The sequence below is a fragment of the Nocardia elegans NBRC 108235 genome (assembly GCF_001612845.1).
Classification (GTDB): domain Bacteria; phylum Actinomycetota; class Actinomycetes; order Mycobacteriales; family Mycobacteriaceae; genus Nocardia; species Nocardia nova.
Genome location: NZ_BDBF01000009.1, coordinates 39,940 through 65,443, shown reverse-complemented (window position 1 = coordinate 65,443; position 25,504 = coordinate 39,940). Strand labels below are relative to the sequence as shown.

The window sequence follows — 25,504 nt, the reverse complement described above, 5'->3', positions numbered from 1 at the left end:
CACGGCATCCCGGCGCACCGACCGGCTACGGCAGATGGCACGCCGAGCGGCTGCGGTGCCACGCCACTTCGGAGCTCGTCAACTGCGAGTGCCCCAGCGCATGAGGACGTGCATGCGTTGTTCCCACAGGTCGGGGCGCAGGCGACCGCTTCGGTCCAATGCCGCCATCCCGTGCAGTGCGCTCCAGAACACTTCGGTGTACGCCCCGGACTCGTCGTCGGGGACGCGCGGGCGGAAGAGTCGCTCGAGTTCCTCGAAGCAGTCGCGCAATGTCTGCGGGGCGTCGGGACCGAAGGGCAGTTCGGTGTCCTGAACGAACATGGCGTCGTAGAGGGCGGGATTGTCGGCGGCGAAGTGCAGATACGCCCGGGCGACCGCCTCCATCGCGGCGTCGGGGCCGTCGGCCTGTTCGCGCGCGGCCCGCAGGACATCTCTGAGCAGGGCGATCCCCTCCTCGGCGACAGCCGAGACGATCGCTCGCTTTCCCGAGAAATGGCTGTAGAGCACGGGCTGGCTGTATTCGATGCGTTCGGCGAGCCGGCGCACGGTCACCGCATCCCAGCCGTCGGATTCGGCCAGTTCACGTGCACTGTCGATGATCGCCTGCCGACGCTGGGCACGTTCGCGTTCCTTGCGTTCCTGAACCGTCATATCGAAATTCTAGCAACGCTAGACAAGTTAGCGATCACCACTTACGATCGACTCATCGGTTAGCAACGCTAGATTTTGGAGCAAGACAATGACGCGTACTCGCATCGCCACCGCCCTCGTCCTGATCGGCGTCGCCTTCATCCTGTACATCGGCCTCGGCTACGTCCTCGCACCGAATTCCATGGCACCCGGTTTCGGGCTTCCGGCCTGGCCGCAGGGAGAGTCGTCGGCCTTCATGACACTGAAGGGAGTCCGCGATATCAGCTCCGGCGTGGTGCTGCTGGCGCTGCTGCTGACGCGGCAGCGTTTCGCCCTCGGTATCGCGATGCTCGCCGTCGCGGTGACCCCGGTCGGCGACATGCTGACGGTGCTGAACAACCACGGTTCGGTGACCACCGCGCTGAGCGTGCACGGCCTGACCGCAGCTTTGGTCGCGGCCACCGGCGTGCTGCTCGTGCGCGAGCGTTCGGCGGAGTCGTCCCGCGACACCGTCGCAGCGGTGCCGGTCACCGCTGTCTCGCAATAGTCGTAGGGAGCCCTGGCCGCTACACCGACAAAGGCCGCCCGTGCGAGTGCACGGGCGGCCTCGTCGATTCACAGCACGGCCGATTCACAGCACGGCCGATTCACAGCCCTGGAGCGGCGACCGGAACTAGACGTCGGTGGAGAAGCGGATCCCGCCGTCGGGCAGATCCACGCCCGGCCAGATGCGGGCGCCGCGCAGCAGCTCACAGCGTGCGCCGACGCTGGCGCCGTCACCGATCACGGCGTCGCGGACCAGCGCTCGCGGACCGATGCGCGCGCCGAATCCGATGATCGAGCGCTCCACGGTGGCGCCGGCCTCGACCCGGGCACCGTCGAACAGCACCGCACCGTCCAGCCGCGCACCGGCGCCGACCTCGGCGCCGCGGCCCACGACCGTGCCGCCGATCAGCAGCGCACCCGGCGCGACGCCGGCACCGGGATGAACCAGTGATTCGCCGCGCTGCCCCGGCAGCGCCGGAGAGGGCGCGATGCCGCGCACCAGATCGGCGGACCCGCGCACGAAATCCTCGGGCGTGCCCATATCGCGCCAATACGAGGCATCGACATGGCCCTGAATGTGGGCGCCCTCGGCCAGCAGCGACGGGAACACCTCGCGCTCGACCGATACCGGACGGCCACTCGGGATCTTCTCGATGTACTCGCGGCGGAAGACGTAGCAGCCGGCGTTGATCTGGTCGGTCGGCGGATCCTGGGTCTTCTCCAGGAACGCGGTGACCCGGCCGGTCTCGTCGGTGGGCACGCAACCGAACGCGCGCGGATCGCCGACCCGGACCAGATGCAGGGTCACATCGGCACGGGTCGAGGCGTGCGTATCGAGCACGGCCCCCAGATCGGCGCCGCCGAGGACGTCACCGTTGAAGACCATCACGTTGTCGGCGCGCAGCTTCGGCAGCACGTTGCGGATGCCGCCGCCGGTTCCGAGCGGTTCGGTCTCGGTGACATATTCGAGGTCGAGGCCGAGCTCGGCTCCGTCGCCGAAATGCTCCTCGAAGACCTCGGCCTTGAACGATGTGCCCAGCACCACATGAGTGATGCCGGCATCGGCGATCCGGGCCAGCAGGTGATGCAGGAACGGTAGACCGGCGACCGGCAGCATCGGTTTCGGCGCCGACAGCGTCAGCGGGCGCAGCCGGGTGCCCTGGCCACCGACCAGGATCACGGCGTCAGTTGCGGTATCCACGCCCGCTCCCTCCCGAATTGTCCGGCATCAGTCTTCCCCTGTTCAGGTTCGGTCCACGCGTTATCGCTGCGCTTCGCGGTCGCGCTCGCGCAGCGCAGATCGAACCGCAAGTTTGCAGCGAATCGCAAGTCCGGCCCGCAACGCCCAGCGCAGCGGGGCCTGCCACCAGTGCGGATGGCGGTCGGCCTGGAAACGATAGGCGGAGGCGTGGTGGGCGGGCAACATGGTCTCCGGATGCCGCCCGGCCGCGTGGCCCTTGGCGTGGGTAACCTCGGCGGTCGGCACGAAGACGTTGTGCCAGCCGGCCTTGCCCATCCGGTCGCCGAAGTCGACATCTTCCATGTACATGAAGTAGCGGGAGTCGAAGCCCTCGATGCTGTCGAACGCGTCACGCCGGACCAGCAGGCACGAACCCGACAGCCAGCCGACCGTGCGCTCGGCGATCTCCTCGTTCTCCTGCCGGTACCGGCGCGTCCACGGGTTACCCGGCCAGACCGTGCCGAGGATCGCGTGACCGGCGCCGTCGAGCAGGCCGGGCACCCGCCGCGCGGAGGGATAGATGCTGCCGTCCGGCTCGTGGATCAGCGGCCCGAGCGCCCCGGCTCGCGGCCAGCGCCGCGCGGCGGCCAGCAGCTGATCGATGGAATCGGTACCCCAGCGCACATCGGGGTTCGCGATGATCACGTATTCGATACCCGGATCGAGCTCGGCGACCGCTCGGTTCACCGCGCCGCCGTAACCGATGTTGCCGCCGGTGCGCAGCAGCGTGACGTGTTCGTTGGACTCCGCGGCCAGCTCGGGAGCGCCGTCGGTCGAGCCGTTGTCGGCGAGGATCACCTGCGGCTTCTCCGCGGTGGCGGTCGCGAGTGTGCTGATGAAGTGGTCGAGATGCTCGCCCGGCGAATAGGTTACGGTGACCACCGCCAGCTGAGGGGTACGGTCCGCGGAAGGGGCTGAATCCGAAGCGCTCACGGAAGGCCAGCCTAATGGGTGAGAGGCCGGAGTAGGCACCCGAGCGCAGCCACCCACAGGGCCTTATCAGACTGACGGCCTGCACCGGTGCTCACGCTCGCCGCCTCGCGCGGCGGCGAGCAGGAAGAATCACGGTTTCGCCCGATCCGATAGGCGTGCCAGCGCGTCGGCGAGCGCCGCGCGCCACTCACGCAGCGGGGTGAGCCCGGCCTCGGCCCACGCCCGATTCGACAGCACCGAGTACGCCGGGCGCCGTGCGGGACTCGGGAAATCGGCGGTGCCGCAGGGCCGCACCCGCTCGGGATCGGCCCCGAGTTCGGCGAACACCGCACGCGCCAGCCCGAAGCGGCTGACCGCACCCGCATTGCTCGCGTGTAGTACCCCCGGAACCGGCTGTCGTGCAACTAGTTCCAGCAGACCCTGCGCCAGATCGGGGGCGTAGGTGGGCGATCCGATCTGATCGTCGACCACCGATATCGTCTCGCGTTCGGCCTCGAGCCGGCGCATCGTCGCCACGAAGTCGCCGCGGTCACCGGTGTAGACCCAGGCCGTGCGCACGATCGTGGCCTGCGGATACTCTCCGAGCACGGCCTGCTCACCGGCCAGTTTGGTACGCCCGTACACACTTGCCGGTCCGGTCGGGTCGTCCGGCTCGTACGGGTCCGAGGCGGTGCCGTCGAAGACGTAATCGGTCGAGATGTGGATCAGGCGCGCATCGGCCACGCGGCAGGCGGCGGCGAGTACCGCCGGCCCGATGACATTGCCCGCATACGCCGCCTCGTGGTCGGACTCGGCGGCGTCGACGGCGGTGTAGGCGGCACAGTTGAGCACCACGTCGCCCGGACGCACGACAGCGCGCACCGCCTCGGCGTCGGTGATGTCGAGATCGGCACGCCCCAGGGCGAGTGCCGCGGGCGCCGCCGCGCGCAACGCCCGGCCGAGCTGTCCGCCGGCACCGGTGATCACGAGCCGGGAGTGGGAATCGGGACTCACCCGGCAAGTCTGGCACGCCACGCCAACAGCGGTTCAGCGGTGCGGGCGCACTGGTTGGATAGCCTCGAATCCGGGAACTCCCCGGTACGCCACCGGTATCGGCGGCGGTGGGCTACGCGGGCAGATTCTCGAACGGGGGTCGATCGAGCGTGGAAAAGGAATACGGAGTGCCGCAGAACAGAAGTGCGTCGTCGCCGCCCCGCGGCGCCGGAGCACCACTGCCCGGCGGCCGCATCCCGCGAGCTCGCGGCGTTCGCCCGAGTCCGGATCCCGGGGTGAATCGTCTCGGACGGCTGCTCGCCGTAGCCGCCGCGGCCGTGGTGTTCATCGTCACCGGCTTCGGCTGGCACAGTGTGGATTCCTTGATCTCCGGTATCGAGCGGATCGGCAATCTCGGCCTGGGCGGCGGCCACGACGGTGCGGTCGACATCCTGATGGTCGGCATCGACAGCCGCACCGACGCACACGGCAATCCGCTCAGCGACCAGGAACGGGCGATGCTGCACGCCGGCGACGAAGTCGGCACCAACACCGACACCATCGTGCTGGTCCGGGTGCCCAACGACGGCCGTTCGGCGACCGCGATCTCGATTCCGCGCGATTCCTACGTCGACATCCCTGGCATCGGCAAGGGCAAGATCAACTCCGCCTACGGCGCGACCAAGGAGAACGCCCGGCAGAAATACGCGTCGCAGGGCCTGTCCGACTCCCAGATCGAGCAGAAGTCCACCCAGGCCGGCCGGCAGGCGCTGATCAAGTCGGTCTCCAACCTCACCGGGATCACCGTCGACCACTACGCCGAGGTCGGACTGCTCGGATTCGTGCTGCTCACCAATTCCGTCGGCGGGGTGGACGTATGCCTGAACAATGCGGTGGACGAACCGCTCTCGGGCGCGGACTTCCCAGCCGGACAGCAACGCCTGGACGGGGCGCAGGCACTGAGCTTCGTGCGCCAGCGCCACGATCTGCCTCGCGGTGACCTGGATCGGATCGTGCGTCAGCAGGTGTTCATGGCTTCGCTGGTGAACAAGGCGCTCAACGCGCGCATCCTCGCCAATCCCGCGAAGTTGCGCGAACTCGGCGACGCCGTCGGCCGCACGATCGTGCTCGACGAGGACTGGGACGTGGTGGCCTTCATGCATCAGCTACAGGATCTGTCCGGCGGGAAGGTGAATTTCGAGACCATTCCGGTGCAGGACCTCGACGGGACGACCGCCGACGGCGAATCCGTGGTGAAGGTCGATCCGAAATCGGTGAAATCCTTCGTCGCGGCGGCGGTCGGCGCCACCACCGACGATCCCGACGACGACCGGGCGGTGGCGCCGAGTTCGGTCACCACCGACGTCTACAACGCCGGCAGTACCGGTGGTTTGGCCGGCCAGGTCGCGCAGGCCTTGACCGGCAAGGGTTTCCACACCGGAACCGTCGAGAACTGGCCGGGTTCGCCGGTGCGCAGCAGCCGGGTGCTCGCCGCCTCCAGCTCCGATCCGAAGGCGAAGGCGGTCGCCGAGGCACTCGGCGGCCTGACCGTGGTCGCCGCACCGGATGTGCCGGAGGGCGCGGTGCGCGTAGTGCTCGCCGATGACTACTCTGGTCCGGGCTCGGCGGCCGGCAGTCTGTTCGATATGTCCGGAACCTCGCCGGCCTCGGGCACCGCGACACCGGTGCCGCCCGCGCCTCCCATCGACGCCGGCCAGAACGGACCGAAATGCGTGAACTGAACGACACTCTCACCGATGCCCTGCTCGGCCCGATCCTCGCCCGCGAGCCCGCGGCGCCCCGGATCACCCACTACGACGACAGCACCGGTGCCCGCATCGAACTGTCCGGGCTGACGCTGGCGAACTGGGCGGCCAAGACCGCCAATATGATTCGCGACGAATTCGGCCTCGCTCCGGGCGCACGGGTGTCGGTGCTGCTGCCCGCGCACTGGCAGACCGCCGCGGTCCTGCTCGGCTGCTGGTGGGCGGGCACGGAGGTGGTGCTGCGGCCGGACGCCGACGCCGAACTCGCGCTGGTCTCGGCCGCGCGCATCGACGAGGCCGGTGATATCGCCGAGGTGGCCGCGCTGTCGCTGGATCCCATGGGCATGCCCGTCGCCGATCTGCCGGTCGGCGTCACCGATTACGCCACGTCGGTGCGGGCGCACGGTGATCAATTCCACCCGTCGGGCGCGGGCGCCGCCCTCGACGGCGCCACCGTCGCCGAGACCGTGGCCGCGGCCCGGGCCTCGGCCGAACAGCAGGGGTTCACCGCGAGCGACCGGGTGCTGTCCACCACCGACTGGGACACCACCGCCCACCTGATCGACGGACTGCTGGCGGTGTACGCGGCCGGGGCCTCGCTGGTGCAGGTGACCGCCCCGGATCCGGCTCGGCTCGAGCACCGGATCGACACCGAGCGCGTCACCACTCGCCGGCCCTGATCTCCTACCCGGGTAGGGCACGGCGATCCACCCGCAGTCCGTTTTCGGCTCGCCCGCTACTCCGTAGTGTGGGGGTCAGGGAACCGGACGACGAACGGGGATGGCGATGAAGCCGCAGTACTGGTTTCGATGGTTGGTGGTGCAGGGCACGCCGCGGCTGGTCTTGAAGACCTACGCCCGGCGCGGCGAAACCGTGGCACAACTGATGTCCAGCCCCGAGGCGGTCGATGATCCGATACCACTGCTGGAATCCTTGCGCGCACAGGGACGGCTGGTGCACTCCCCCCTCGGCTGGGCGACCACCGACTACGAGGTGGTGCGGACCGTGCTGCGCGACACCACCTTCAAGGTCGCGGCGGCCGAGGGTTTCGTGCCCGGACCGCTGCGGCCGCTGATGGATCTGGCGCCGCTGCCGCCCAATCCGGTGCAGCCGCCGTCGATGCTGGTGATCGATCCGCCCGACCACACCCGGATGCGTAAACCGGTGGCCTCTGCATTCACTCCGCGCGCGATCGCCCGGCTGCGCGACCGCGTCGAATCGGTGACCACGGAACTGCTCGATGCCCTGCCCTCCGGCGGTTCGGCTGATCTGGTGGCCGATTTCGCCTCCCAGGTGCCGATCGCGATCATCTCCGAAATGCTGGGCTTCCCCGACGCCGACCGCGACCGCTTCCTGGCGTGGGGCGACGCCGTGTCGCCGATGCTCGACATCGGCATCAGCTGGCCCACCACCCGCGATGCCTCGGCGGCCATTCTGGAGATGGACCACTATCTCGACGAGCACATCGCGCGGCTGCGGCGCGAACCGGGCGAGGACATCCTGTCCGGCCTGGTGAGTTCCGGCACGCTGGACAACACGGAGTTGAAGGCCTCCGCCACGCTACTGATGGGCGCCGGATTCGAGACCACGGTCAATTTGATCAGCAACGGCGTCGTGCAACTGGTGAACCATCGCGATCAGCTGGACCTCCTGCGCGAGGATCCGCAGCTGTGGCCCAACGCGATCGAGGAGATTCTGCGTTTCGACGCCCCGGTGCAGAACACCGGCCGCATCGCCGGGCGCGATGCGGAGCTGGGCGGGGTCACCGTGCACCGGGGCAGCACGGTGGTGCTGTCGCTGTCGGGCGCCAACCGTGACCCGAAGGTATTCGACGAACCGCACCGCTTCGACGTCACCCGCGCCAACGCCAAGGATCACCTGACGTTCTCCAGCGGCATCCACGCTTGCCTGGGCGCGAGCCTGGCCCGGATGGAGGGCACGTACGCGCTGCGGTCGCTGTTCGAGCGTTTCCCGAATCTCGTGCTGGCCGGTCGCCCGCGGCGCCGGCCGCTGTTCACCCTGCACGGCTACAGCCGGGTGCCGGTGCTGCTCGGTAAGCGCGCCGAACAGCCCAGCAGCGTCTGAGCCGGCTCAGCTGAAGCCGACCGCCTGGTCGCCCCAGGCGGTGTGCAGATCGTGATCGGGATCGTCGAGGACTCGATCCGCGGCGTCGACGACCAGTGTCGTGCGGGTGGATTCGCGGTAGGGCGGCCAATGCTTCGAGCCGTCCAGCGCGGCCGGCACCCCGTGCTCGGCGAAGGCCAGCCAGCGCCGCATCATCCGGCCCGAAACCTCGCTCGCGACCTTGCGACCACCCAGCCAGAAGGTCGGATCGTGATCGAAGGAGCCGAAATTGCCGAAGATGTACGGCAATTCGGTGGCGTGGCCGGCGCCTACCCGCGCCGCCTTCAGCATCGGCGTGGCCTGATCGAACCGATACATCCAGGTGCGGCTGTGCCGGGAATGCGCATCGGCGACCCAGTGTGCCGGCATCCGGAACGCCGCATCGGTCGACATCGCCAGCGCGCCGCGAGTCTTGGCCAGATCCGGGTAGGCGGAGGTGATTTCGGCGATGCGCTCGTGCGACAGCCCGGGGTGTTCCCCCGCGACGGCATTGAGCATCGCGTTCACCGCATCCGGTGTCACCGGCATGATCGGCGAGCGGAACAGCCGGAACAGCGATGCCTCGTCCTTGTTGGTGCCGATGATCAGCGGTACGCGATGCGAGCGGCCCTGCTGGAAGCGGTCGGTCGGATAGGTGGGCAGCAGATCACCGTCCACCACCGGCGCCGCGGCCAAGCGCCCCGGCGACTGCAGCGGCACCTCGTCCAGCAGGATTCCGGCCGCGTCCACGATCCGTTCGATGGGGCATTCCAGCAGTTCCCCGGCACGTTCGGGCGGCAGATCCATCAGTTCCAGGAAGCGGCTCGCCACCCCTGCGGCTCGATCGGGGCCGAAGACCGTCGTGGCCGGGGGGCTCTGCGCGATGGCGCGGTGGAACAGGCCCGCGGCCCGCGGCGAGGTCAGCAGCGCGGTGACGCATCCGGCGCCGGAGGATTCGCCGAAAACGGTGACGTTGCCCGGATCGCCGCCGAAGGCGGCGGCATTGTCGCGCACCCATTCCAGCGCCGCTATCTGGTCGTGCAGGCCGAGGTTGGCGACGAACCCGTCGCCCAGCGAGGACAGATCGAGGAAGCCGAGTGCGCCGAGCCGATAGTTCACCGCGACGATCACCACGTCGCCCATCTCGACCATCCGGCGGCCGTCGTAGATCGCCTGGGCCGCCGTGCCCAGACAGTAGGCGCCGCCGTGCAGCCACACCATCACCGGACGCGGCTGCACCGGCTCGGCGGCCGGCGCCCACACAGTGACCCACAGGCAGTCCTCGCCCATGCGCAGCCCCGAGTCGACGGGCACCATATCGCCCATGGTCTGCGGCGCGATCTCGCCGAATTCGGTGCAGTCACGCACTCCCGACCAGGGTTCGGGCGGTTCCGGCCGGGTGAACCGCTTCGGGCCCGCCGGTGCCGCGGCATAGGGGATGCTGCGCCATACGTGAACCGATCCCGTACGGAATCCGCGTACCGCACCGCTGGTCGTGTGGGCGACGGGTCCGGCAGTGTCCTCGACCGGGGTCGCCTCGAAGAATTGAGTGCTCATCTCGCACCTCCTCGTACTCCCTGTAACCGAGAGTACGTCCGAGATCATTCGTACCGCGTCAACCTCGATCGATGTGGCCGAGGTCGCGGGCGGGATCGATGCGGTCGCGCACGCGCTGTTTCAGCCCGGCGACATCCGGGAAGCCGCCGTCGGCCTTGCGCTCCCAGATCTGCTCACCGTCCACGGTGATCCGGAACACTCCACCGGTTCCGGGAATCAGTGCCACCTCGTCGAGGTCGGTGCCGAAGGTGTTCAGCAACTCTTGGGCCATCCATCCGGCCCGCAGTAACCACCGGCATTGCGTGCAGTATTCGATCGCGATTCGTGCCATGCGGTGACCCTAATGAGGGTCCCGATTCCCGGTAGTCACCGCGCGGCTGTCCACGTTTACGGCAACTCCTTCGCTATCTGTATTAATCGGAAATGTATTGCCGCAATGATAATGGGAGAGCACTGGAAACTCTTTACGAGCCGGTTAAGATTCGATATCTCCATCGACGTAGACCCAGCGGCCGTCGACGCGAGCAAACCTGCTGCACTCGGAGAGCACACCCCGCCGGCCGTCGTATCGGTAAGTGGCGCGAAATTCGACCACTCCGGTGTCGTCGAACAGGCCGCCCGCCTCCGTACCGAAGACCTGCAGCGATACCCAGCGCTGCGCCGGATCCAGTGCCAGCCGTCGCGGCCTGGTCCGCGGATGCCAGGTCCGCAGCAGGTAGTCGCGATCGCCGACGGCGAAGGCGGTGTAGCGCGAACGCATCAGCGCCTCGGCGGTCGGCGCCGGGCGGGTGTCGTCCAGGCGCGGGCCGCAGCACTGCCCGAACTGTTCGCCGCTACCGCACGGACAGCGGTCGGTGTCGTCCGGGCGCTCGGGAAAGGTATCGGCCATCGGACGATTATCGCCGCCCGGTCTCACCGGTTCCGGCGGCGGCCGAAGACGGCGGGTACATCCGCGCGGCCGATGTGGTCGAGTTCCTCGGCCAGCCGCGCGGTCTCGTCGTACCAGTCACGCAGTTCGTGCAGGGTCGGCGCGGGTTCGGAGTCGAGGTGATGCCCGGCCCGCGACAGCGTCGCCCACAATCCGGCGACCCGGCCCGACAGTTCGGGGCCGGCGCAGCTGTCCAGCGCCAGCAGCTGGGCGCGCATACTGCACCGGGCCAGCGGTGGCGACACCCGCGCCCACAGCCTGTCCACCGACTGTTCCAGCGCGATCCGCAGGATCCACACCGTCGCCCGGGACCACAGGCCGCCCGCATCGGTGACCGTGCCGTCGAGTAGTTCCGCGGCCGCCGCCAGACGCTGGGCCACGGTCGGGCTCACGGATTCAGCCATGTCACGAATCTCTTCGTCCCCGAGATCAAATCGCCCGAGCGGCGCTGGATACGGATATGGGCTCCGGCCGTGGCATCGCGCACCACCGCGCGCGCCCACGGTGCCTCCCGATCGAGATAGTCGTTGAGATCGTCGACCCGGTCGGGCACACCGAAGACCGCCAGGGCGACCGTCTCCCACGTGGTCCGGGCCCGATCGACGCGGCGCTGGACCTCGCGGTGGTCGACGCCGGCGGCCAGCAGTTCTCGCCGCGCGCGGGCCAGCGCGGCCGCCTCGATCGCGGATCGGCAGCAGGTGATGACCAGTTCGGTCGCGATGGGCTTGGGCAACTGCCTGGTGCGCAGCAGGGCCCGCGCGTCGGCGAGATAGCGCTGCACCGGATCCTCGACCGCGCGCACCTCCACCCGCGAGTGTTCGCGCCGCTGCACGTCGAGAACCGTTGCGTCCAAACGTAACCGGCGCACCGCCTCGGCCAGCCGCTCGTCGTGGGTGAACACGATGACCTGGCGTCCGCTGCGCGCCACCGCGGCCAGCACGCGGGCGAGCCCGTCGACCTTCGCCGGATCCATCGCCTGCACCGGGTCGTCGATCATGACGAATCCGAACGGACTTTCGGCCACCGTGGCCCGCGGCAGGAACAGGGCCAGGCCCAGCGCATGCAATTCGCCCTGGCTCATCACCCCGAGAGCGGCGGCTCCGGAGTCGTCCACGGTGACGTCGAGCAGCACCTTGCGACTGGCTCCCGCGTTGCCCTGCAGGCGAATCGCGCCGAGGTCCACATTGCTGCGCTGGCGCAGCCCACCCCAGATCCGCCGGGCGTGCTCGGCCAGCGGGGCGAGCCGTTCGTCGCGCAGGCCGGCGGCGGCCGACTTCAGCCAGTCCTCGGCGCGGCGGACGGTACGCAATTCGGCATCGGCCGCGGCCACCAGCCGCGCCTCGTGCAGCCAGGTGGCGATGCGCGGGACCAGCGGCGTCCAGACCGCATCGATGCGATCGAGCTCCTTGTGCACGGCCCGCTGCAACACCTCCAGCCGCACCGCGAGTTCGGCGTGCGCGCCGCGCATCCGGGCCGCCAGCGTGGCGCCCGCTTCGACCTCCAGCAGGGCGGACCAGGATGTCCAGGCGCGATGGGCGTCCACGGGATCGATATTCGGCGCGGGGATGGCCGATTCCAGTTCCGGCGGAACGGGTTCGATCAGCGCACGGGCCGCGGCGATCGCCTCGCCCAGCGCGCCCCGGGCGGCGGTCAGGACGGCGGCGCGCCGCTCGACGGCCTCGATCCGGGCTGTCGCCTCGCGCCGCCACCGCGAGTCGAGCCGACCGTGGCCGCAGACCGGGCAGGGGCATTCGCCGTCCTCGGCGTGTTCGCGGGCGCCACGCAGCAGGTCGACCACACGGAGTTCGGCCTCCAGATCGCCGGTCGCCAGGTCCAGCAGCTCCGCGGTGGCCCCCTCGACCGCCTCGGCGGCCGCCTCGACCTGGGCGGGAGCCGGAATGCGCAGCCGTGCCACGGCCTGCAGTGCCGCGACACCGCCGGGGTCGTGGCGGGCGCCGGCGAGTTCGTGGGCGATCGCGGACAGGTCCGGCGCGGGCGCGCGCAGCATCTCGGCGACGCGCTCGGCGCGCTCGTCGGCGACGGTGATCAGTTCGTCCAGTAAAGCCTGCCGGCCGTCCCGGGACTGTTTCGCGGCGCGTTCCAATTCGATTCGGCGCGTGCGGGTCCGGTCCAAGGCGGCACTGATGTCGTCGAGCCCGAGCAGCCGATGCAGCGCGTCGAACAGGTCGCTGGGACGGCCGTCGACCACCGCGCCGAGTTCGCTGTAGGACAGGAACGGCCGATACAGCTCCAGGGCGCGCGCCCAGTCCTGCGGGCGGAATCGGTCACTGTCGCTGCCGTTTTCGCGCTGCGTCCAGCTGCCTTCGGACAGTTCGTCGCCGCCGGCCCACGTGCGCTCGATTGTCAACGGACCGCGTTCCTGCGCGACCAGATCGATCGCGATCCGGGGATCCTGCTCGCAGTGCATATTCCGCCAGCCGTCGCGCCAGACCGCGGATCTGCCCTCCCAGCGCCGGTTGACGCCGGTGAGTGCGAGTTCCGCGGCCTCGGCGAAACTCGACTTACCCGACCCGTTGCGGCCGACCACCAGCGTCAGGCCGGGGCCGGGCGCGATGCGCAGTACCGCCTCGCGACCGATTCCGCGGAAGCCGCGGACGCGGATGGCACGCAGGAATACTCCGGATTGCGGCCCGGCGCCGCCCGCCTCGGCGGACTCCCCCAGCGCCTCCAGCACCGTCTGCGCTACCTCGGGGCTCACCGACGAATCCGTCTGCAGCCGAGCCGAAACCAGGTCGCGCAGCCGCGGCGCGACCTCCCCCTGCTCTTGCCCCACTGCCCCTCCCGGCCCTCGCACACGACTCGTCGTGGCGAACGCTACCGGAGAACCGGCCCGGGCGGGACGCATGGCCATCGAACGGTCGAACCGCCCGATGTCCACCCCTCGGCCGTCCCGGCCGGGCAGTTCCACGGGTTACACCCCTGACGGGTGGCTCGGTTCAACCGAACAGATCAGAATGCCAGAGATCACGATCATTCACAACAGCGCTTGATCCTGCAATCACATTCCGCGCCACGGCAATTCGTCTCGCAATCGATGAGCGAACCCGGTGACGGCCGGCCGGACGGCGGCGTCGACGGCCGGCCGCGTGATGTTGTCGGTGGGCTCGGGTACAAATCCGGGGGTACCGAACGAACGGGGGAACACGTGACGACCTCTCCGGCCGCGACCTACGCCGTCACCGCCGACAATGTGCTGGCCCTGGCGCCCGACGCCGCATCGGTGAGCGCCGCCCGCAAGCTCACCGCCGCATGGCTGGGCACCGGCGTCCACGGCAGCGCGCTGTGGGGGCAGTGCAAGGGCAGTGGCGCCAAGCCGTATCAGACGATCGTCGACCTGTCGGGGCCCGCCTATCGCTGCTCGTGCCCCAGCCGGAAATTTCCCTGCAAACATGCGCTGTCGCTGTTACTGCTCTGGTCGCAGGGCACGGTCGCGGCGTCCGACGCACCCGCCGACTTCGCGGCCGAGTGGTTGGCGGGCCGGGCCGCACGGGCCGCGAAACCGGCCGAGCCGGCCACGCCCGGCACCAAACAGTCGACAGTCGACCAGCGGCGGGCGCGAGTGACCACCGGACTCGACGATCTCGACGTCTGGCTCGGCGACCAGATCCGCACCGGCCTGGCCCAGGCCGACCATTCCGCGGCGGCCCTGGATGCGGTGGCCGCCCGGATGGTGGATTCGCAGGCGCCGGGGGTGGCGGCAGCATTGCGGCAACTGCCGCGCCGCACCCTGGGCGTCGAACAGTGGCCCGCGATTCTGCTCAGCGAATACGCCCGGCTGCATCTGCTGATCGGCGCACACCGGCGGCTCGACGACCTGCCGCCGGCGCTGGCTGCCGGGGTACGCGCCCATATCGGCTATCCGGCCAAGGCCGACGAGGTCCGCGGCGGCGAGCCCGCGATCCGCGACCGGTGGATGGTGCTCGGGGTGCGGATCACCGAGGAGGAACGGGTCTTCACCCGCCGCACTCTGCTGCTCGGCCGGGACACACAACGCTGGGCACATATCCTCGACCACAGCTTCGGCAGTGCGAGTTTCGCGGGTGAGCTGCCGATTCCCGGCACCATGGTCGAGGCGGACCTGCACTACTACCCGGGGGCGATGCCGCTGCGCGCGGTGTGGGGCGTGCGCCACGGCGAGCCGGAACCGTTCACCACCATCATCTCGGAGTCCGCGTCCATCGCCGGACAGCTCGACGCTCACGCGCGGGCACTGGGCGCCGATCCGTGGTTGCGTGGGTGGCCGATGCTGCTGGCGGAGGTGGTGCCGAGCCCGGGAACCGCCGGCTGGTATCTCGCCGAGCCGGACGGCACGGCGGTGCCCATCGCCGCGACCGCCGAGGTGCCGTGGCAGTTGATCGGACTGTCGGGCGGTCATCCACTGACGGTGATCGGTGAATGGACCGCGGCCGGATTGGTCCCGGTCTCCGCTCTGGTGGCCGGCGAACTCGTCGGCGTCGAGACCGAATCGCTTCTGGGGGTACCGACCCCCGGCACCGCCGTCCCGGCCTCGTCGGAGCCGATCGTGCCGGTTGCGCTGCTGGGTACCGCCCGCCGCACCCTCGATCCCGGCGGACTGGCCGAGGCGGTGACTTCGGCCGCGCGCGCCGACACTCCGGAACATGCCGTGCTGGGGGCGGTGGCGCTCCAGGAGCTGTATCACCGCGGCGGGGTGCCACCGGTCCGGGCCGAGTTGCCGGTCCCGGCCGCCGACGACGATCGCGCCCCATTGCCGCGGGCAGCGGCACAGCGGCTGCACCACCTGCTGGCGGACGGCTCACCGATGCTCGCCGAATGGTTCGAGGCCGCGCTGCCCGGCGACCGGCGGGCACCCGACGCACTCTGCGCCACACTCCTCGAGACAGCGAGAAGCCAAGCCGCCCTGCGGGTTCCGCTGATGCGCCTGGCGGGCGCTCGGGGGCGGTGGCTGGCGGCGCTGCATCCACGCTGGCGACCGCTGCTGCGGACCGGTGACGACGATCCCCAGGTGTGGACGCACGGCCGGCCTGCCGAACGCCGAAGTTGGCTGGAAGCCCTGCGCGCCCGCGACGCCGAGGCCGCCCGGCAGGCCCTCGCCGAAACCTGGAGCCGGGAACCGGCGCGCGGCCGGGCCGAACTGCTGGCGGTGCTGGCCGCAGGAGTCGGGCCCGAGGACGAGCCGCTGCTCGAATCGGCGCTCGACGACGCGCGGCCCGACGTTCGCCGCACGGCCGCCGATCTCCTTGCCCACCTGCCTGATTCGGCCTTCGCGGAACGGATGCGCGAGCGCGCCGGCCGGTGGCTGACCGTCCGGTCCGGCCGGCTCGAGGCGCATCTGCCGCACGACCTCGACGACGCGGCTCGCCGCGACGGACTCGCCGACCGGCTCGACCCGGTGGCCTACCGCCGCGACGGCGGTGCGGACGTGGATGCCGAACGGCTGCGCCGCCTGATCGCCGCCACCCCGCTGCGACATTGGGAGCAGCTGTGCGGATCCGCGGAGGCCGCCACGGCGCTGGGGCTGCCCGACGACATCCTCGGACCGGTCGCCGCGGGATGGGCGGAAGCGGCTCTGGCACAGGATGATTCCCGCTGGGCGATTCCACTGTTCGAGGTGCTGACCACCACGCCCACGCTGGGTGCGGATCCGCGGCTGCGACAGCGGTTGTTCGCGCTGCTGCCGATCGACCGGCGGGTGCGGTACCTGTGCGGCCTGGACAGCAGTTGGCTGGCCGAACTCGAACTGCTCGTCTCGGCGCTCCCGCGGCCGTGGCCGCAGCCGCTGGCCGAACACCTGGTCCGGCTGCTGCTCGATCGCGCCCATCTGGCCGCCGCCCGTCCCGGCGCGGCCGGGCTGTCCCCCGCCTCCTATCGCACGCTGCTGCGCAGTGCCGCGATCAACTTCCCGGTCCACGCGGTCGCGGCGGTGACCGTCGCCGCCCGCCGCAGTGCGGACCCCTACTGGCAGAGCGCCTTCGACCGCCTCGCCGACGATCTGACCCAACGCACCCTGATGCTCGAGGAGCTGGCATGACCACCACCCAGAACCCGCCCGCCGACCTGCTACGTCCCCATGCCGAACAGGCCTACGCCGACGAACTCCGAGCCCTCGCCGCCGTCGACGACCGTCCGCGGCCGCCGTCGTGGCGGCTGTCGCCCTGGGCGGTGGTCACCTACCTGTTGGGCGACACCCTTCCCGACGGCACGGTGATCACCCCGAAATACGTCGGACCGCGCCGCCTGATGGAGGTGGCGGTCGCGACGCTGGCGACCGATCGGGCACTGCTGCTGCTCGGCGTACCGGGCACCGCGAAAACCTGGGTGTCCGAACATCTTTCGGCCGCCGTCAGCGGCGCCTCCACCCTGCTGGTGCAGGGAACGTCCGGAACCGCCGAGGAGGCGATCCGGTACGGCTGGAACTATGCGCGCCTGCTCGCGGAAGGGCCGAGCGCCGGCGCGCTGGTGCCGTCACCGGTCATGACCGCGATGCGCACCGGTGCGATCGCGCGCGTCGAGGAGCTCACCCGCATTCCCTCCGACGTGCAGGACGCCTTGATCACGGTGCTGTCGGAGAAGACGCTGCCGGTGCCCGAACTCGGTATCGAGGTGCAGGCGGCCAAGGGCTTCAACGTCATCGCCACCGCCAACGACCGCGACCGCGGCGTCAACGAACTCTCCTCCGCGCTACGCCGCCGGTTCAACACCGTGGTGCTGCCGCTTCCCGCGGGCGAGGACGACGAGGTCGCGATCGTGACCCGCCGAGTCGAACAGCTCGGCGCCGCACTGCAATTGCCGCCGATTCCGGCTGCCGCCGAGGAAGTGCGGCGGGTGGTGCGGGTGTTCCGCGAACTGCGTTCCGGCATCACCGAGGACGGCCGGACCAAGTTGAAGTCGCCCTCGGGCACGTTGTCGACGGCAGAGGCGATTTCGGTGCTCACCAACGGCATCGCGCTCGCGGCGCACTTCGGTGACGGGGTGTTGCGCGCGAGCGATGTCGCCGGTGCGGTCCTCGGTGCGGTGATCAAGGATCCGGTCGCCGATGCCGTGGTGTGGACCGAGTACCTCGAGGCCGTCGTCCGCGAACGCCCCGACTGGTCCGATTTCTACCGCGCCTGCCGTGAGGTGCACGGGTGAGCGGCGACGCCGTCGCGCTCGACGAGCCGCAGACCCGGATCTTCGGCATCCGTCACCACGGTCCCGGGTCGGCGCGCTCGCTGTCCTGGGCGCTGGAGCGTTTCAGTCCGGATGCGATTCTCATCGAAGGCCCGGCCGATGCCGACCCGCTGGTCGCCTACGTCGCCGCCGACGGCATGGAACCGCCGGTGGCATTGCTGGCTTATGCTCCGAACGAACCCTCGCGGGCCGCCTTCTGGCCGTTCGCTGTGTTCTCCCCGGAATGGCAGGCGCTGCGGTACGCGTCCGAACACGCCGTGCCCGTGAGCTTCTGCGATCTTCCGGCCACCCATACCCTCGCTCTCGACACCGAGCCGGGTGACAGCGGCGATCCGCTGGCCGCGCTGGCCGCCGCGGGCGGATACGACGACCCGGAGCGGTGGTGGGACGCCGTCATCGAATCGTCGTCGAATCCCACCGGGGACGGCACCGACATCTTCGAGGCCATCACCGAGGCCATGGGCGCACTGCGCGCCGCGACCGGCGACGGTCCTGCCCGCGCGGCGTCGGAGACGGACCCTGGAGCCGGCCCGCCGCCACAGTCCGATCTGGATCGGCACGCCACACATGCGTTCGACACGGAAGATACTGCGCCACAGCAGGATTCATCCACTCCCACGGAGCTCCTGCCCGGTGGCATCGACCTGCGCACGTTGCAGCGCGAGGCATATATGCGGCAGGTCATACGCCGGACGCTCAAAAGCGGTGCGCGCCGGATCGCGGTGGTCTGCGGGGCGTGGCACGCCCCGGCGCTGGCGGGCACACTCGGTCCAGCGGCGGCCGATTCCCGCCTGCTCAAGGGTCTGCCGAAGGTGAAGGCCGCGCTGACCTGGGTGCCGTGGACCCACTCGCGGCTGGCCGGCTCGTCCGGATACGGCGCGGGCATCACCTCGCCCGGCTGGTACCACCACCTGTTCACTCGGACCGACGACCCGATCGCCCGCTGGTTCACCCGGGTGGCCGGCGCGCTGCGCGCCCGTGACCTGCCGGTTTCCAGTGCGCACATCATCGAGTCGGTGCGACTGGCCGACACTCTGGCCGCGCTGCGCGGTCGTCCCGCGCCGGGATTGTCCGAGGTCACCGATGCCACGCGGTCGGTGCTCTGCGACGGCGACGAGTCGATGCTGCGGTTCGTCAGCGACGAACTGGTGGTCGGCGAGGCGCTCGGTTCGGTGCCCGAGAGCACGCCGACGGTCCCGCTGGATGCCGACCTGCGCGCGCAGGCGCGCACCCTGCGGCTCAAACAGCAGGCTCTGGCCCAGCAGTTGGATCTGGATCTGCGCAAGGACCGCGATGTGGCCAGGTCGCATCTGCTACATCGGCTGCGACTGCTCGGAATCGACTGGGGCACACCCGTCACCGGCGAGGTGCGCAATACCGGCACCTTCCGCGAATCGTGGGCGCTGCGGTGGGAGCCGGGCCTGTCCGTCGCGGTCATCGAGGCATCGTGCTGGGGCACGACAATCCTCAGCGCGGCCGAGGCAAAGATCCTCGACCGCGCCGGCGCCTCCGACGCCACGGTCGCCGATATCAGCGCGGCTCTGGAGACCGCGCTCCTGGCCGACCTCGGCGGCGCGGTGGACGGTCTGGTCGCTCGCCTGGAGGCGGTGGCCGCGCTGGATCACGACGTCACCCACCTGCTGGCCGCACTGCCCGGACTGATCCGCACCCTGCGCTACGGCGACGTCCGCAGCACCGACCTCGGCGCGCTGGCGCGGGTCGCCGACGGCCTGCTCCTGCGCATCTGCGCCGGATTGCCCGGCGCCGTCACCGGTCTCGACACCGATGCCGCCACCGAACTGCGCGGCCTGATCGACGCCACCCACGTCGCCATCGCGACCCGTGACGATGCGGACGCCACCCGGTCCTGGCTGGCGGCACTGGGCCTGGTGGCCGACCGCGACGATGTGCACGGGGCGCTGGTGGGCCGCGCGGTTCGATTGCTCTGCGATGCGGAAATCATCGCCGACGCCGAGGCCGCGCGCAGGCTGTCGGCGGCCCTGTCGATCGGCCACAGCCCGGCGGAGAAGGCGGCGTGGATCGACGGCTTCCTGGGCGGGCGTGGCCTGCTGCTCGTCCACGACCGAGACCTGTTGCGGCGCATCGACTCCTGGCTGCGCGAACTGGACGAGGAGCAATTCGTCGCGACCCTGCCGCTGCTGCGGCGCACCTTCGGCGCTTTCGAGGCGGGAGAACGACAGGCCATCGCCCGAGCCGTCCGGGACGGCACGCCCGCGGCCGCGCCGCAGCGCGACCACTCCGGGCCGGACGCCGCCCGCGGCGTGCTGGCCCTGCACGCGGCGACCGAAATTCTGGCGGGCGCACGATGATTCGAGCCGAGAGGAGCCGACGATGACCCATACCGAATCGGATGAGGTGCAGGCCCGGCGCTGGCGCCTGGTCCTGGGCGCTCCCGCCGAGGCGGGTCTGGGCGGGCTCGGTACCGCCGAGGACGCGGCGATGGACCGGGCGCTGTCGGCGCTCTACAACGGCGACGAGCACACCCCGTCGGACAAGCGCGCCGCCGGCCTGGGTGGTTCGGCGCCGAAGGTCGCCCGCTGGCTGGGCGATATCCGCACCTACTTTCCGTCGACGGTGGTCGAGGTCATGCAACGCGACGCCATCGACCGGCTGCACCTCACGCAACTGCTGCTCGAGCCCGAACTGCTCGAGGCGGTCGAACCCGACGTCCAGCTCGTCGGCACCCTGCTCAGCCTGAACCGCATGATGCCCGAAACCACCCGCGCCACAGCACGAGTCGTGGTCGAGAAGGTGGTGCGCGACATCGAACGCCGGCTCGCCGCGCGCACCGTGGCCGCGGTGTCCGGTGCGCTGAACCGCGCGGCGCGGGTGTCGCGGCCACGGCTGCGCGATATCGACTGGGATCGGACGATTCGCCGCAACCTCGCCCACTATCTGCCCGAACACCGCACGGTGGTGCCGCAGCAACTGGTCGGATACGGGCGCAAGGCGCAGGCGGTGCGGCGGGAGGTGGTGCTCGCGATCGACCAATCGGGTTCCATGGCGGCCAGCGTCGTCTATGCCTCCGTCTTCGGTGCGGTACTCGCGTCCATGCGCTCGCTGAAGACCTCACTGGTGGTCTTCGACACGGCCGTGGTGGATCTCACCGAGCAACTGTCGGATCCGGTGGATGTGCTGTTCGGCACACAGCTCGGTGGGGGGACCGATATCAACCGGGCCATCGCCTACTGCGGGCAACTCGTCACCCGGCCGGCCGACACGCTGTTCGTCCTGATCTCCGACCTGTACGAGGGCGGAATCCGCGACGAGATGTTGCGGCGGATCTCGGCGATGAAGGAGGCGGGCGTCCAGGTCCTGGTCCTGCTCGCGCTCTCCGACGAGGGCGCCCCGGCCTACGACCACGACAACGCCGCCGCGCTCGCCGCGCTCGGAGTGCCCGCCTTCGCGTGCACTCCCGACCGCTTTCCCGACCTGCTGTCGGTGGCCCTCGACCGCGGCGATGTCGCGACCTGGGCCCGATCCAACGCGAGCCGCCGATGATCACCCGAGCGGCACCAGTGTCCGGCGCCACCGAAAGGTCTTGCCGGACCGCAACTCTCACCGGCAGCACAGTCACACGGCGACTACCTGCTGTTCTCGGCGGGGTACGGCCGATTTCCTCCGTACGGGCCGCGCAGTTCGGCGGGCCGCGCGGCGGCGCGGAAATCGACGCGATAACTTGGACCGGTGTTGAAGAATTCCGTGGCCACGACGGCAGGAGCATGGCGGGTAGGTGACGGCACTGCGGTGTCATTTCGCGAGGCGGCGGTGGCCTGGGCATTGGCCGCACATGCCGAACTGGCCGAAACCGCGACCGGATACGGGCATTTCATCACTGTGAACGAGTTGGCCGAACGGATTCAGGACGTGTCCGGGGTGCATACCGAGGCGCCGACGCGCACCTGGATGGCCGCGATCCTGCGGAAGGTCGCGCGGCGCTGCCACGGCGCCGGCGAGCCGCCGCTGACCGCGCTGTGCGTACGCCAGAACCACACCGTCGGCGACGACTACAAGTACGTGCTCGAACTCGCGGGCCTGCCGATTCCCGACGATCTCGAACTGCACGCGGCGTACGCCCGCTGGCAGTGCTATCAGCACTACGGCGCGGAGATGCCCGCCGAGGTCGGCGTTCCGCCGCTGACGCCGAAGGTGGACGCGCGCCGCCGCGGTCGCAGCGCGACCAAAACCGTGATGGCACAGGAGGAGAAGACCTCCGAGCCGCGGCCGGCGGTCTGCTCGCAGTGCTTTATCCAGCTGCCTGCCGGCGGCGTCTGCCAGTACTGCGTCTGAGCGTGATCAGGGTCGGCCGCTGAACGCCTGCGCTCAGCGGCCGCACCCTCACCGTCACAGATCGGCGATCGCCGCCAGCGGTGGTGTGCGCGCGGCGCGCACGGCCGGCCACAGCGCCGCCAGCACACCGACCACGGCCGAGCCGATCAACATGCCCACGATCTGGCCCCACGGCACGGTGATCGTGCTCAACCCCAGATCCGACAGCGTGCGCAGGAATCCGACGCCGAGTCCCAGCCCGAGGACCACCCCGACCACGGCGCCGAAGACCGCGATCAGCATGGATTCGAGATAGATCGTGCGCCGGACCTGTGGGCGCTGCATGCCGACCGCACGGAGCATGCCGATCTCGCGCCGCCGCTCGACGACCGAGAGGGCGAGCGTATTCACGATGCCGAGGATCGCGATCACCACCGCCAATGCCAGCAGCCCGTAGAGGATGGCGAGCATGGTGTTGATCTGTTTGCCCTGCGCGCCTTTGAATTCCTCGCGGTCCTGCACCTGCACAACCACGTAGGACGCGGTCGCCTTCTCCAGGTTGCCCCGCATCGCGGCGACGTCGGCGCCCGGTGCGGCCTTGACCAGCACGATCAGGTCGGTGCGGAACGCCACCGGCATCACCTGGTTGTAGAGGTCCGGCGCCACCACCAGGGGGCCGAGCAGCTGACTGTCGGCATAGATGCCGGCGACCGACACCGAGAACTTCTTGTTGTCCACACTGGTGACCTCGACGCGGTCGCCCGCATGCCAATTGCGGTCGCCCGCTTCGGTTTCCGACACCAGCAGGGAGTCGCCGGTGAGGTTGTCGGTGCCGTGGCGGATGTCGTAGCGCAGGACCTGCCCCATCGGCGCGTCCGGCGAGGTGCCGGTGACCTGGTCGTCGCCCACCCGCAGCGCGACCCCGCGGAAGGCCACCACGTCCGAAACCCCGGGGACCGAGCGCGCCGCCTCCGCGGCGCCCAGCGGCACACCGATCATCTGCGGCCCGGCCAGAACGTAGTCGGCGTTCACACCCTTGTCGACGAGTTCGCCGACACTGGCCTTCGCCGAGGCGCCGAGCATGCCGATCGCCGAGACCAGCATCAGCCCCAAGGTGAGCGCGAACGCCGTGGCAGCGGTGCGGCGTGGGTTTCGCATCGCGTTGTTGCGCGCCATCGCGCCGATCGAGCCGAACGGACGTACCAGCAGGCCCAGCGCTCCGACCACCGGTCGCGACAGTGCCGGTGAGGCGAACAGGACCGCGAAAATCAAAGCGGCCGCGCCGACTCCGACCGTGGCCGCGGCATTGCCGCCGGTGTTGCGGGCCCCGAGCACCACCAGCACCACACCGATCACCGCCAAGACCGCACCGATCAGCGTGCGCACGCGCAGCGATTCACCGACCGAGGCGAACTCCTCGCGCATCGCCTCCACCGGCGGAATCTTGGCCGCCCGCCGAGCGGGCGCGTAGGCGCTGGCCACCGTCACCACCAGGCCGATGCCGATCGCCGTCAGCACGGTCCGCGGCAAGACCTGCATGGTTCCGGTGGGCAGTCCGAGGTCGAACGCGTTGAGCAGCGCGGACAGCCCGAACGCCAGCCCGATGCCACCGGCCAGTCCGAGCAGACTGCCGATCAGGCCGATGACGAAGGCCTCCGCCACCACCGACAAGCCGACCTGACGCCGCCCGGCCCCGACCGCTCGCAACAGCGCCAGCTCCCGCAATCGCTGCGCCACGATCATCGAGAAGGTGTTGTAGATGATGAAGGTGCCGACCAGCAACGCGATCGCGCCGAAGGCGAGCAGGAAGTAGTTGACGAATTTCAGCGCGTTGCCGACCTGGGCCTTCAGATCGGCTCGCACCTGATCGCCGTTCATGACCTTGTAGTCGGGCGCCACCTTCGCGATCCGGTCGCGCAATGTATCCGGGGACACCCCGGGCACGGCGGCCACATCCACGTAGGCGACATGCGCTCCGTCGGTGAACAGTTCCCGGGCCTGCGCGTCGTCCAACAGCAGCCCGATGAATCCGCCGGTGTCCGAGGACACGGTGTAGATGCCGCTGACGGTCATATCGATGGTGCCGCGGGAGGGAATCAGCACCTTGGCCTTGTCACCCACGTGCAATCCGGCCCGGTCCGCGCCACCGGAATTGATCGCGATCTGCCCCGGTGTCACCGGCGCCGCTCCGTCGACGAAATGCTCCGGGTCGGCGATCGCCTTGTCGGGCGGCAGATACGATCGACCCCAGCTCGGCGCGCCGCCCGTCTGCACCGCATGCCCGTCCTTCAGCAGAACGATCGGTCCCTGCACCGCCGGCGCCACCGCGCGCACGCCGTCGGTCGCGGCGACCTTGGCGACGAGGTCGTTCGGAACACCCAGCGACTGGCTGTGTTTCGGCTCCACCCGTACGTCGACGCCCTTCGCCTGGTCGGCGAAGATGCCGTCGAAGGTGCGCTGCAGGGTGTCGGTGAAGACGAAAGAGCCTGCGACGAAGGCGGTTCCGAGCACGACCGAGAGTAACGTCAGCGCCAGCCGCACCTTGTGCGCGGCCAGATTACGCAAGGCCACCTTGCGCATCGGCGATCCAGCCATGGCCCTATCCCTCCAGGGATTTCATGCGGTCCAGCACCGATTCCGCTGTGGGATCCCGCAATTCGTCGACGATGCGCCCGTCGGCGAGGAAGATCACGCGGTCGGCGTAGGAGGCGGCATGGGGTTCGTGCGTGACGATCACGACCGTCTGGCCGAATTCGTCGACCGCCGCCCGCAGAATCGACAGCACCTCACCGGAGGACCGCGAATCGAGGTTGCCGGTCGGCTCGTCGCCGAAGATGATGTCGGGCCGGCCGACCAGCGCCCGCGCGCACGCGACGCGCTGCTGCTGCCCGCCCGACAGCTCACTCGGCCGGTGGTCGAGGCGGTCGCCCAGACCGAGACGTTCGATCACGGTGTCCAGCCACTCCTGATCGGGCTTGCGGCCCGCGATATCCAGCGGCAGGGTGATGTTCTCGAGCGCGGTCAGCGTCGGCACCAGGTTGAACGCCTGGAAGACGAAGCCGATGCGGTCGCGCCGCAGGCGCGTCATCTGCTTGTCCGACAGACCGGTCAGCGCGGTGTCGCCGATGTACACCGTGCCGGAGGTGGCGCTGTCCAGTCCGGCCAGGCAATGCATCAACGTCGATTTTCCGGAGCCGGATGGGCCCATGATCGCGGTGAACTCCCGCTGGGCGAAATCGGCCGAAACCCCGTCGAGGGCGCGGACCTGGGTGTCTCCGGATCCGTACAGTTTCGTCAGGTCGGTGGCGCGGGCCGCGAGCGTGGTCGCCGCGGCGGGTTCGGTGCCCAGGGCATCGGCAGTCATGGTCT

General features: G+C 69.9%; 20 protein-coding genes. 9 read left to right on the top strand and 11 right to left on the bottom strand.

Features of this window, described 5'->3' with window-relative positions; translation table 11 throughout:
* Positions 1 to 78: 78 nt before the first annotated feature.
* On the bottom strand, positions 79 to 651 hold the full coding sequence (locus tag NE2_RS07595; protein ID WP_063019578.1) for a TetR/AcrR family transcriptional regulator: 573 nt from the start codon (positions 649 to 651) through the stop codon (positions 79 to 81).
* Between the two features lie 88 nt (positions 652 to 739).
* Here NE2_RS07595 and NE2_RS07590 point away from each other — a divergent pair, with 88 nt between their 5' ends.
* Positions 740 to 1,177, top strand: coding sequence for a DUF4267 domain-containing protein (locus NE2_RS07590; protein WP_030514997.1), 438 nt, complete (start codon positions 740 to 742; stop codon positions 1,175 to 1,177).
* Between the two features lie 126 nt (positions 1,178 to 1,303).
* Here the strand turns inward: NE2_RS07590 and manB are convergent, their stop codons facing one another.
* The 3 genes from manB to rfbD form a co-directional block, all read right to left on the bottom strand.
* Positions 1,304 to 2,377 carry a mannose-1-phosphate guanylyltransferase gene (manB, locus tag NE2_RS07585; protein ID WP_062995279.1) on the bottom strand — a complete coding sequence of 358 codons (1,074 nt, stop codon included), beginning with the start codon at positions 2,375 to 2,377 and terminating at the stop codon, positions 1,304 to 1,306.
* A 60-nt stretch (positions 2,378 to 2,437) separates the two neighbouring features.
* Positions 2,438 to 3,349, bottom strand: coding sequence for a glycosyltransferase family 2 protein (locus NE2_RS07580; protein WP_063025128.1), 912 nt, complete (start codon positions 3,347 to 3,349; stop codon positions 2,438 to 2,440).
* Positions 3,350 to 3,478: 129 nt separating this feature from the next.
* Positions 3,479 to 4,342: a dTDP-4-dehydrorhamnose reductase gene (gene rfbD, locus NE2_RS07575; RefSeq protein ID WP_063025126.1), complete on the bottom strand. Its 864-nt coding sequence runs from the start codon at positions 4,340 to 4,342 to the stop codon at positions 3,479 to 3,481.
* A gap of 275 nt (positions 4,343 to 4,617) precedes the next feature.
* Here rfbD and NE2_RS07570 point away from each other — a divergent pair, with 275 nt between their 5' ends.
* The 3 genes from NE2_RS07570 (at position 4,618) to NE2_RS07560 (ending at position 8,172) form a co-directional block, all read left to right on the top strand.
* Complete coding sequence (locus NE2_RS07570; RefSeq protein ID WP_063025124.1) at positions 4,618 to 6,063, top strand: LCP family protein; 1,446 nt, start codon at positions 4,618 to 4,620, stop codon at positions 6,061 to 6,063.
* Positions 6,051 to 6,767: a TIGR03089 family protein gene (locus NE2_RS07565; RefSeq protein ID WP_063025122.1), complete on the top strand. Its 717-nt coding sequence runs from the start codon at positions 6,051 to 6,053 to the stop codon at positions 6,765 to 6,767. Before NE2_RS07570 ends, NE2_RS07565 begins: the two co-directional genes overlap by 13 nt.
* A gap of 100 nt (positions 6,768 to 6,867) precedes the next feature.
* The gene (locus NE2_RS07560; protein ID WP_307617323.1) at positions 6,868 to 8,172 is read left to right on the top strand and encodes a cytochrome P450; all 1,305 of its coding nucleotides are present in this window, start codon (positions 6,868 to 6,870) and stop codon (positions 8,170 to 8,172) included.
* Positions 8,173 to 8,178: 6 nt separating this feature from the next.
* On the opposite strand, the gene NE2_RS07555 is transcribed toward NE2_RS07560, so the two are convergent.
* From NE2_RS07555 to NE2_RS07535, 5 genes are all read right to left on the bottom strand, one after another.
* Positions 8,179 to 9,747, bottom strand: coding sequence for a carboxylesterase/lipase family protein (locus tag NE2_RS07555; RefSeq protein ID WP_063025120.1), 1,569 nt, complete (start codon positions 9,745 to 9,747; stop codon positions 8,179 to 8,181).
* 58 nt (positions 9,748 to 9,805) lie between these two features.
* The gene (locus NE2_RS07550) at positions 9,806 to 10,078 is read right to left on the bottom strand and encodes an Rdx family protein (protein WP_030514989.1); all 273 of its coding nucleotides are present in this window, start codon (positions 10,076 to 10,078) and stop codon (positions 9,806 to 9,808) included.
* Positions 10,079 to 10,222: 144 nt separating this feature from the next.
* On the bottom strand, positions 10,223 to 10,636 hold the full coding sequence (locus NE2_RS07545) for a YchJ family protein (protein ID WP_063025118.1): 414 nt from the start codon (positions 10,634 to 10,636) through the stop codon (positions 10,223 to 10,225).
* A 23-nt stretch (positions 10,637 to 10,659) separates the two neighbouring features.
* Positions 10,660 to 11,079 (bottom strand): hypothetical protein, encoded by a 420-nt coding sequence (locus NE2_RS07540; RefSeq protein ID WP_063025116.1) that lies wholly within the window; start codon positions 11,077 to 11,079, stop codon positions 10,660 to 10,662.
* Entirely contained in the window at positions 11,064 to 13,469 is a 2,406-nt protein-coding gene (locus NE2_RS07535; protein WP_233429703.1) for an AAA family ATPase, read from the bottom strand. The genes NE2_RS07540 and NE2_RS07535 overlap by 16 nt, the downstream gene beginning before the upstream one ends.
* Positions 13,470 to 13,841: 372 nt before the next feature.
* On the opposite strand from NE2_RS07535, the gene NE2_RS07530 reads away from it, so the two are divergent.
* The 5 genes from NE2_RS07530 (at position 13,842) to NE2_RS07510 (ending at position 22,156) form a co-directional block, all read left to right on the top strand.
* A complete protein-coding gene (locus NE2_RS07530) occupies positions 13,842 to 16,706 on the top strand; it encodes an SWIM zinc finger family protein (RefSeq protein ID WP_063909307.1) in 2,865 nt (954 codons plus the stop codon).
* Positions 16,703 to 17,806, top strand: coding sequence for an ATP-binding protein (locus NE2_RS07525; RefSeq protein WP_063025114.1), 1,104 nt, complete (start codon positions 16,703 to 16,705; stop codon positions 17,804 to 17,806). The genes NE2_RS07530 and NE2_RS07525 overlap by 4 nt, the downstream gene beginning before the upstream one ends.
* Positions 17,803 to 20,175 (top strand): DUF5682 family protein, encoded by a 2,373-nt coding sequence (locus NE2_RS07520; protein WP_063025112.1) that lies wholly within the window; start codon positions 17,803 to 17,805, stop codon positions 20,173 to 20,175. The genes NE2_RS07525 and NE2_RS07520 overlap by 4 nt, the downstream gene beginning before the upstream one ends.
* A gap of 22 nt (positions 20,176 to 20,197) precedes the next feature.
* Positions 20,198 to 21,367, top strand: coding sequence for a VWA domain-containing protein (locus NE2_RS07515; RefSeq protein WP_063025110.1), 1,170 nt, complete (start codon positions 20,198 to 20,200; stop codon positions 21,365 to 21,367).
* 246 nt (positions 21,368 to 21,613) lie between these two features.
* Positions 21,614 to 22,156 (top strand): hypothetical protein, encoded by a 543-nt coding sequence (locus NE2_RS07510; RefSeq protein WP_036524139.1) that lies wholly within the window; start codon positions 21,614 to 21,616, stop codon positions 22,154 to 22,156.
* Positions 22,157 to 22,210: 54 nt separating this feature from the next.
* On the opposite strand, the gene NE2_RS07505 is transcribed toward NE2_RS07510, so the two are convergent.
* Together NE2_RS07505 and NE2_RS07500 are read right to left on the bottom strand one after the other, a co-directional pair.
* Positions 22,211 to 24,730 carry an ABC transporter permease gene (locus NE2_RS07505; RefSeq protein WP_174553916.1) on the bottom strand — a complete coding sequence of 840 codons (2,520 nt, stop codon included), beginning with the start codon at positions 24,728 to 24,730 and terminating at the stop codon, positions 22,211 to 22,213.
* A 4-nt stretch (positions 24,731 to 24,734) separates the two neighbouring features.
* A complete protein-coding gene (locus tag NE2_RS07500; RefSeq protein WP_063025106.1) occupies positions 24,735 to 25,499 on the bottom strand; it encodes an ABC transporter ATP-binding protein in 765 nt (254 codons plus the stop codon).
* Between the last annotated feature and the right edge of the window lie 5 nt (positions 25,500 to 25,504).

Bases quoted from the DNA above. Each gene is read 5' to 3' on its own strand.
- NE2_RS07505 (WP_174553916.1), bottom strand. From the start codon at position 24,730: ATGGCTGGATCGCCGATGCGCAAGGTGGCCTTGCGTAATCTGGCCGCG.
- NE2_RS07555 (WP_063025120.1), bottom strand. From the start codon at position 9,747: ATGAGCACTCAATTCTTCGAGGCGACCCCGGTCGAGGACACTGCCGGA.
- NE2_RS07560 (WP_307617323.1), top strand. From the start codon at position 6,868: ATGGCGATGAAGCCGCAGTACTGGTTTCGATGGTTGGTGGTGCAGGGC.
- NE2_RS07515 (WP_063025110.1), top strand. From the start codon at position 20,198: ATGACCCATACCGAATCGGATGAGGTGCAGGCCCGGCGCTGGCGCCTG.
- NE2_RS07540 (WP_063025116.1), bottom strand. From the start codon at position 11,079: ATGGCTGAATCCGTGAGCCCGACCGTGGCCCAGCGTCTGGCGGCGGCC.
- NE2_RS07545 (WP_063025118.1), bottom strand. From the start codon at position 10,636: ATGGCCGATACCTTTCCCGAGCGCCCGGACGACACCGACCGCTGTCCG.
- NE2_RS07590 (WP_030514997.1), top strand. From the start codon at position 740: ATGACGCGTACTCGCATCGCCACCGCCCTCGTCCTGATCGGCGTCGCC.
- NE2_RS07525 (WP_063025114.1), top strand. From the start codon at position 16,703: ATGACCACCACCCAGAACCCGCCCGCCGACCTGCTACGTCCCCATGCC.
- NE2_RS07500 (WP_063025106.1), bottom strand. From the start codon at position 25,499: ATGACTGCCGATGCCCTGGGCACCGAACCCGCCGCGGCGACCACGCTC.
- NE2_RS07550 (WP_030514989.1), bottom strand. From the start codon at position 10,078: ATGGCACGAATCGCGATCGAATACTGCACGCAATGCCGGTGGTTACTG.
- NE2_RS07595 (WP_063019578.1), bottom strand. From the start codon at position 651: ATGACGGTTCAGGAACGCAAGGAACGCGAACGTGCCCAGCGTCGGCAG.
- NE2_RS07565 (WP_063025122.1), top strand. From the start codon at position 6,051: ATGCGTGAACTGAACGACACTCTCACCGATGCCCTGCTCGGCCCGATC.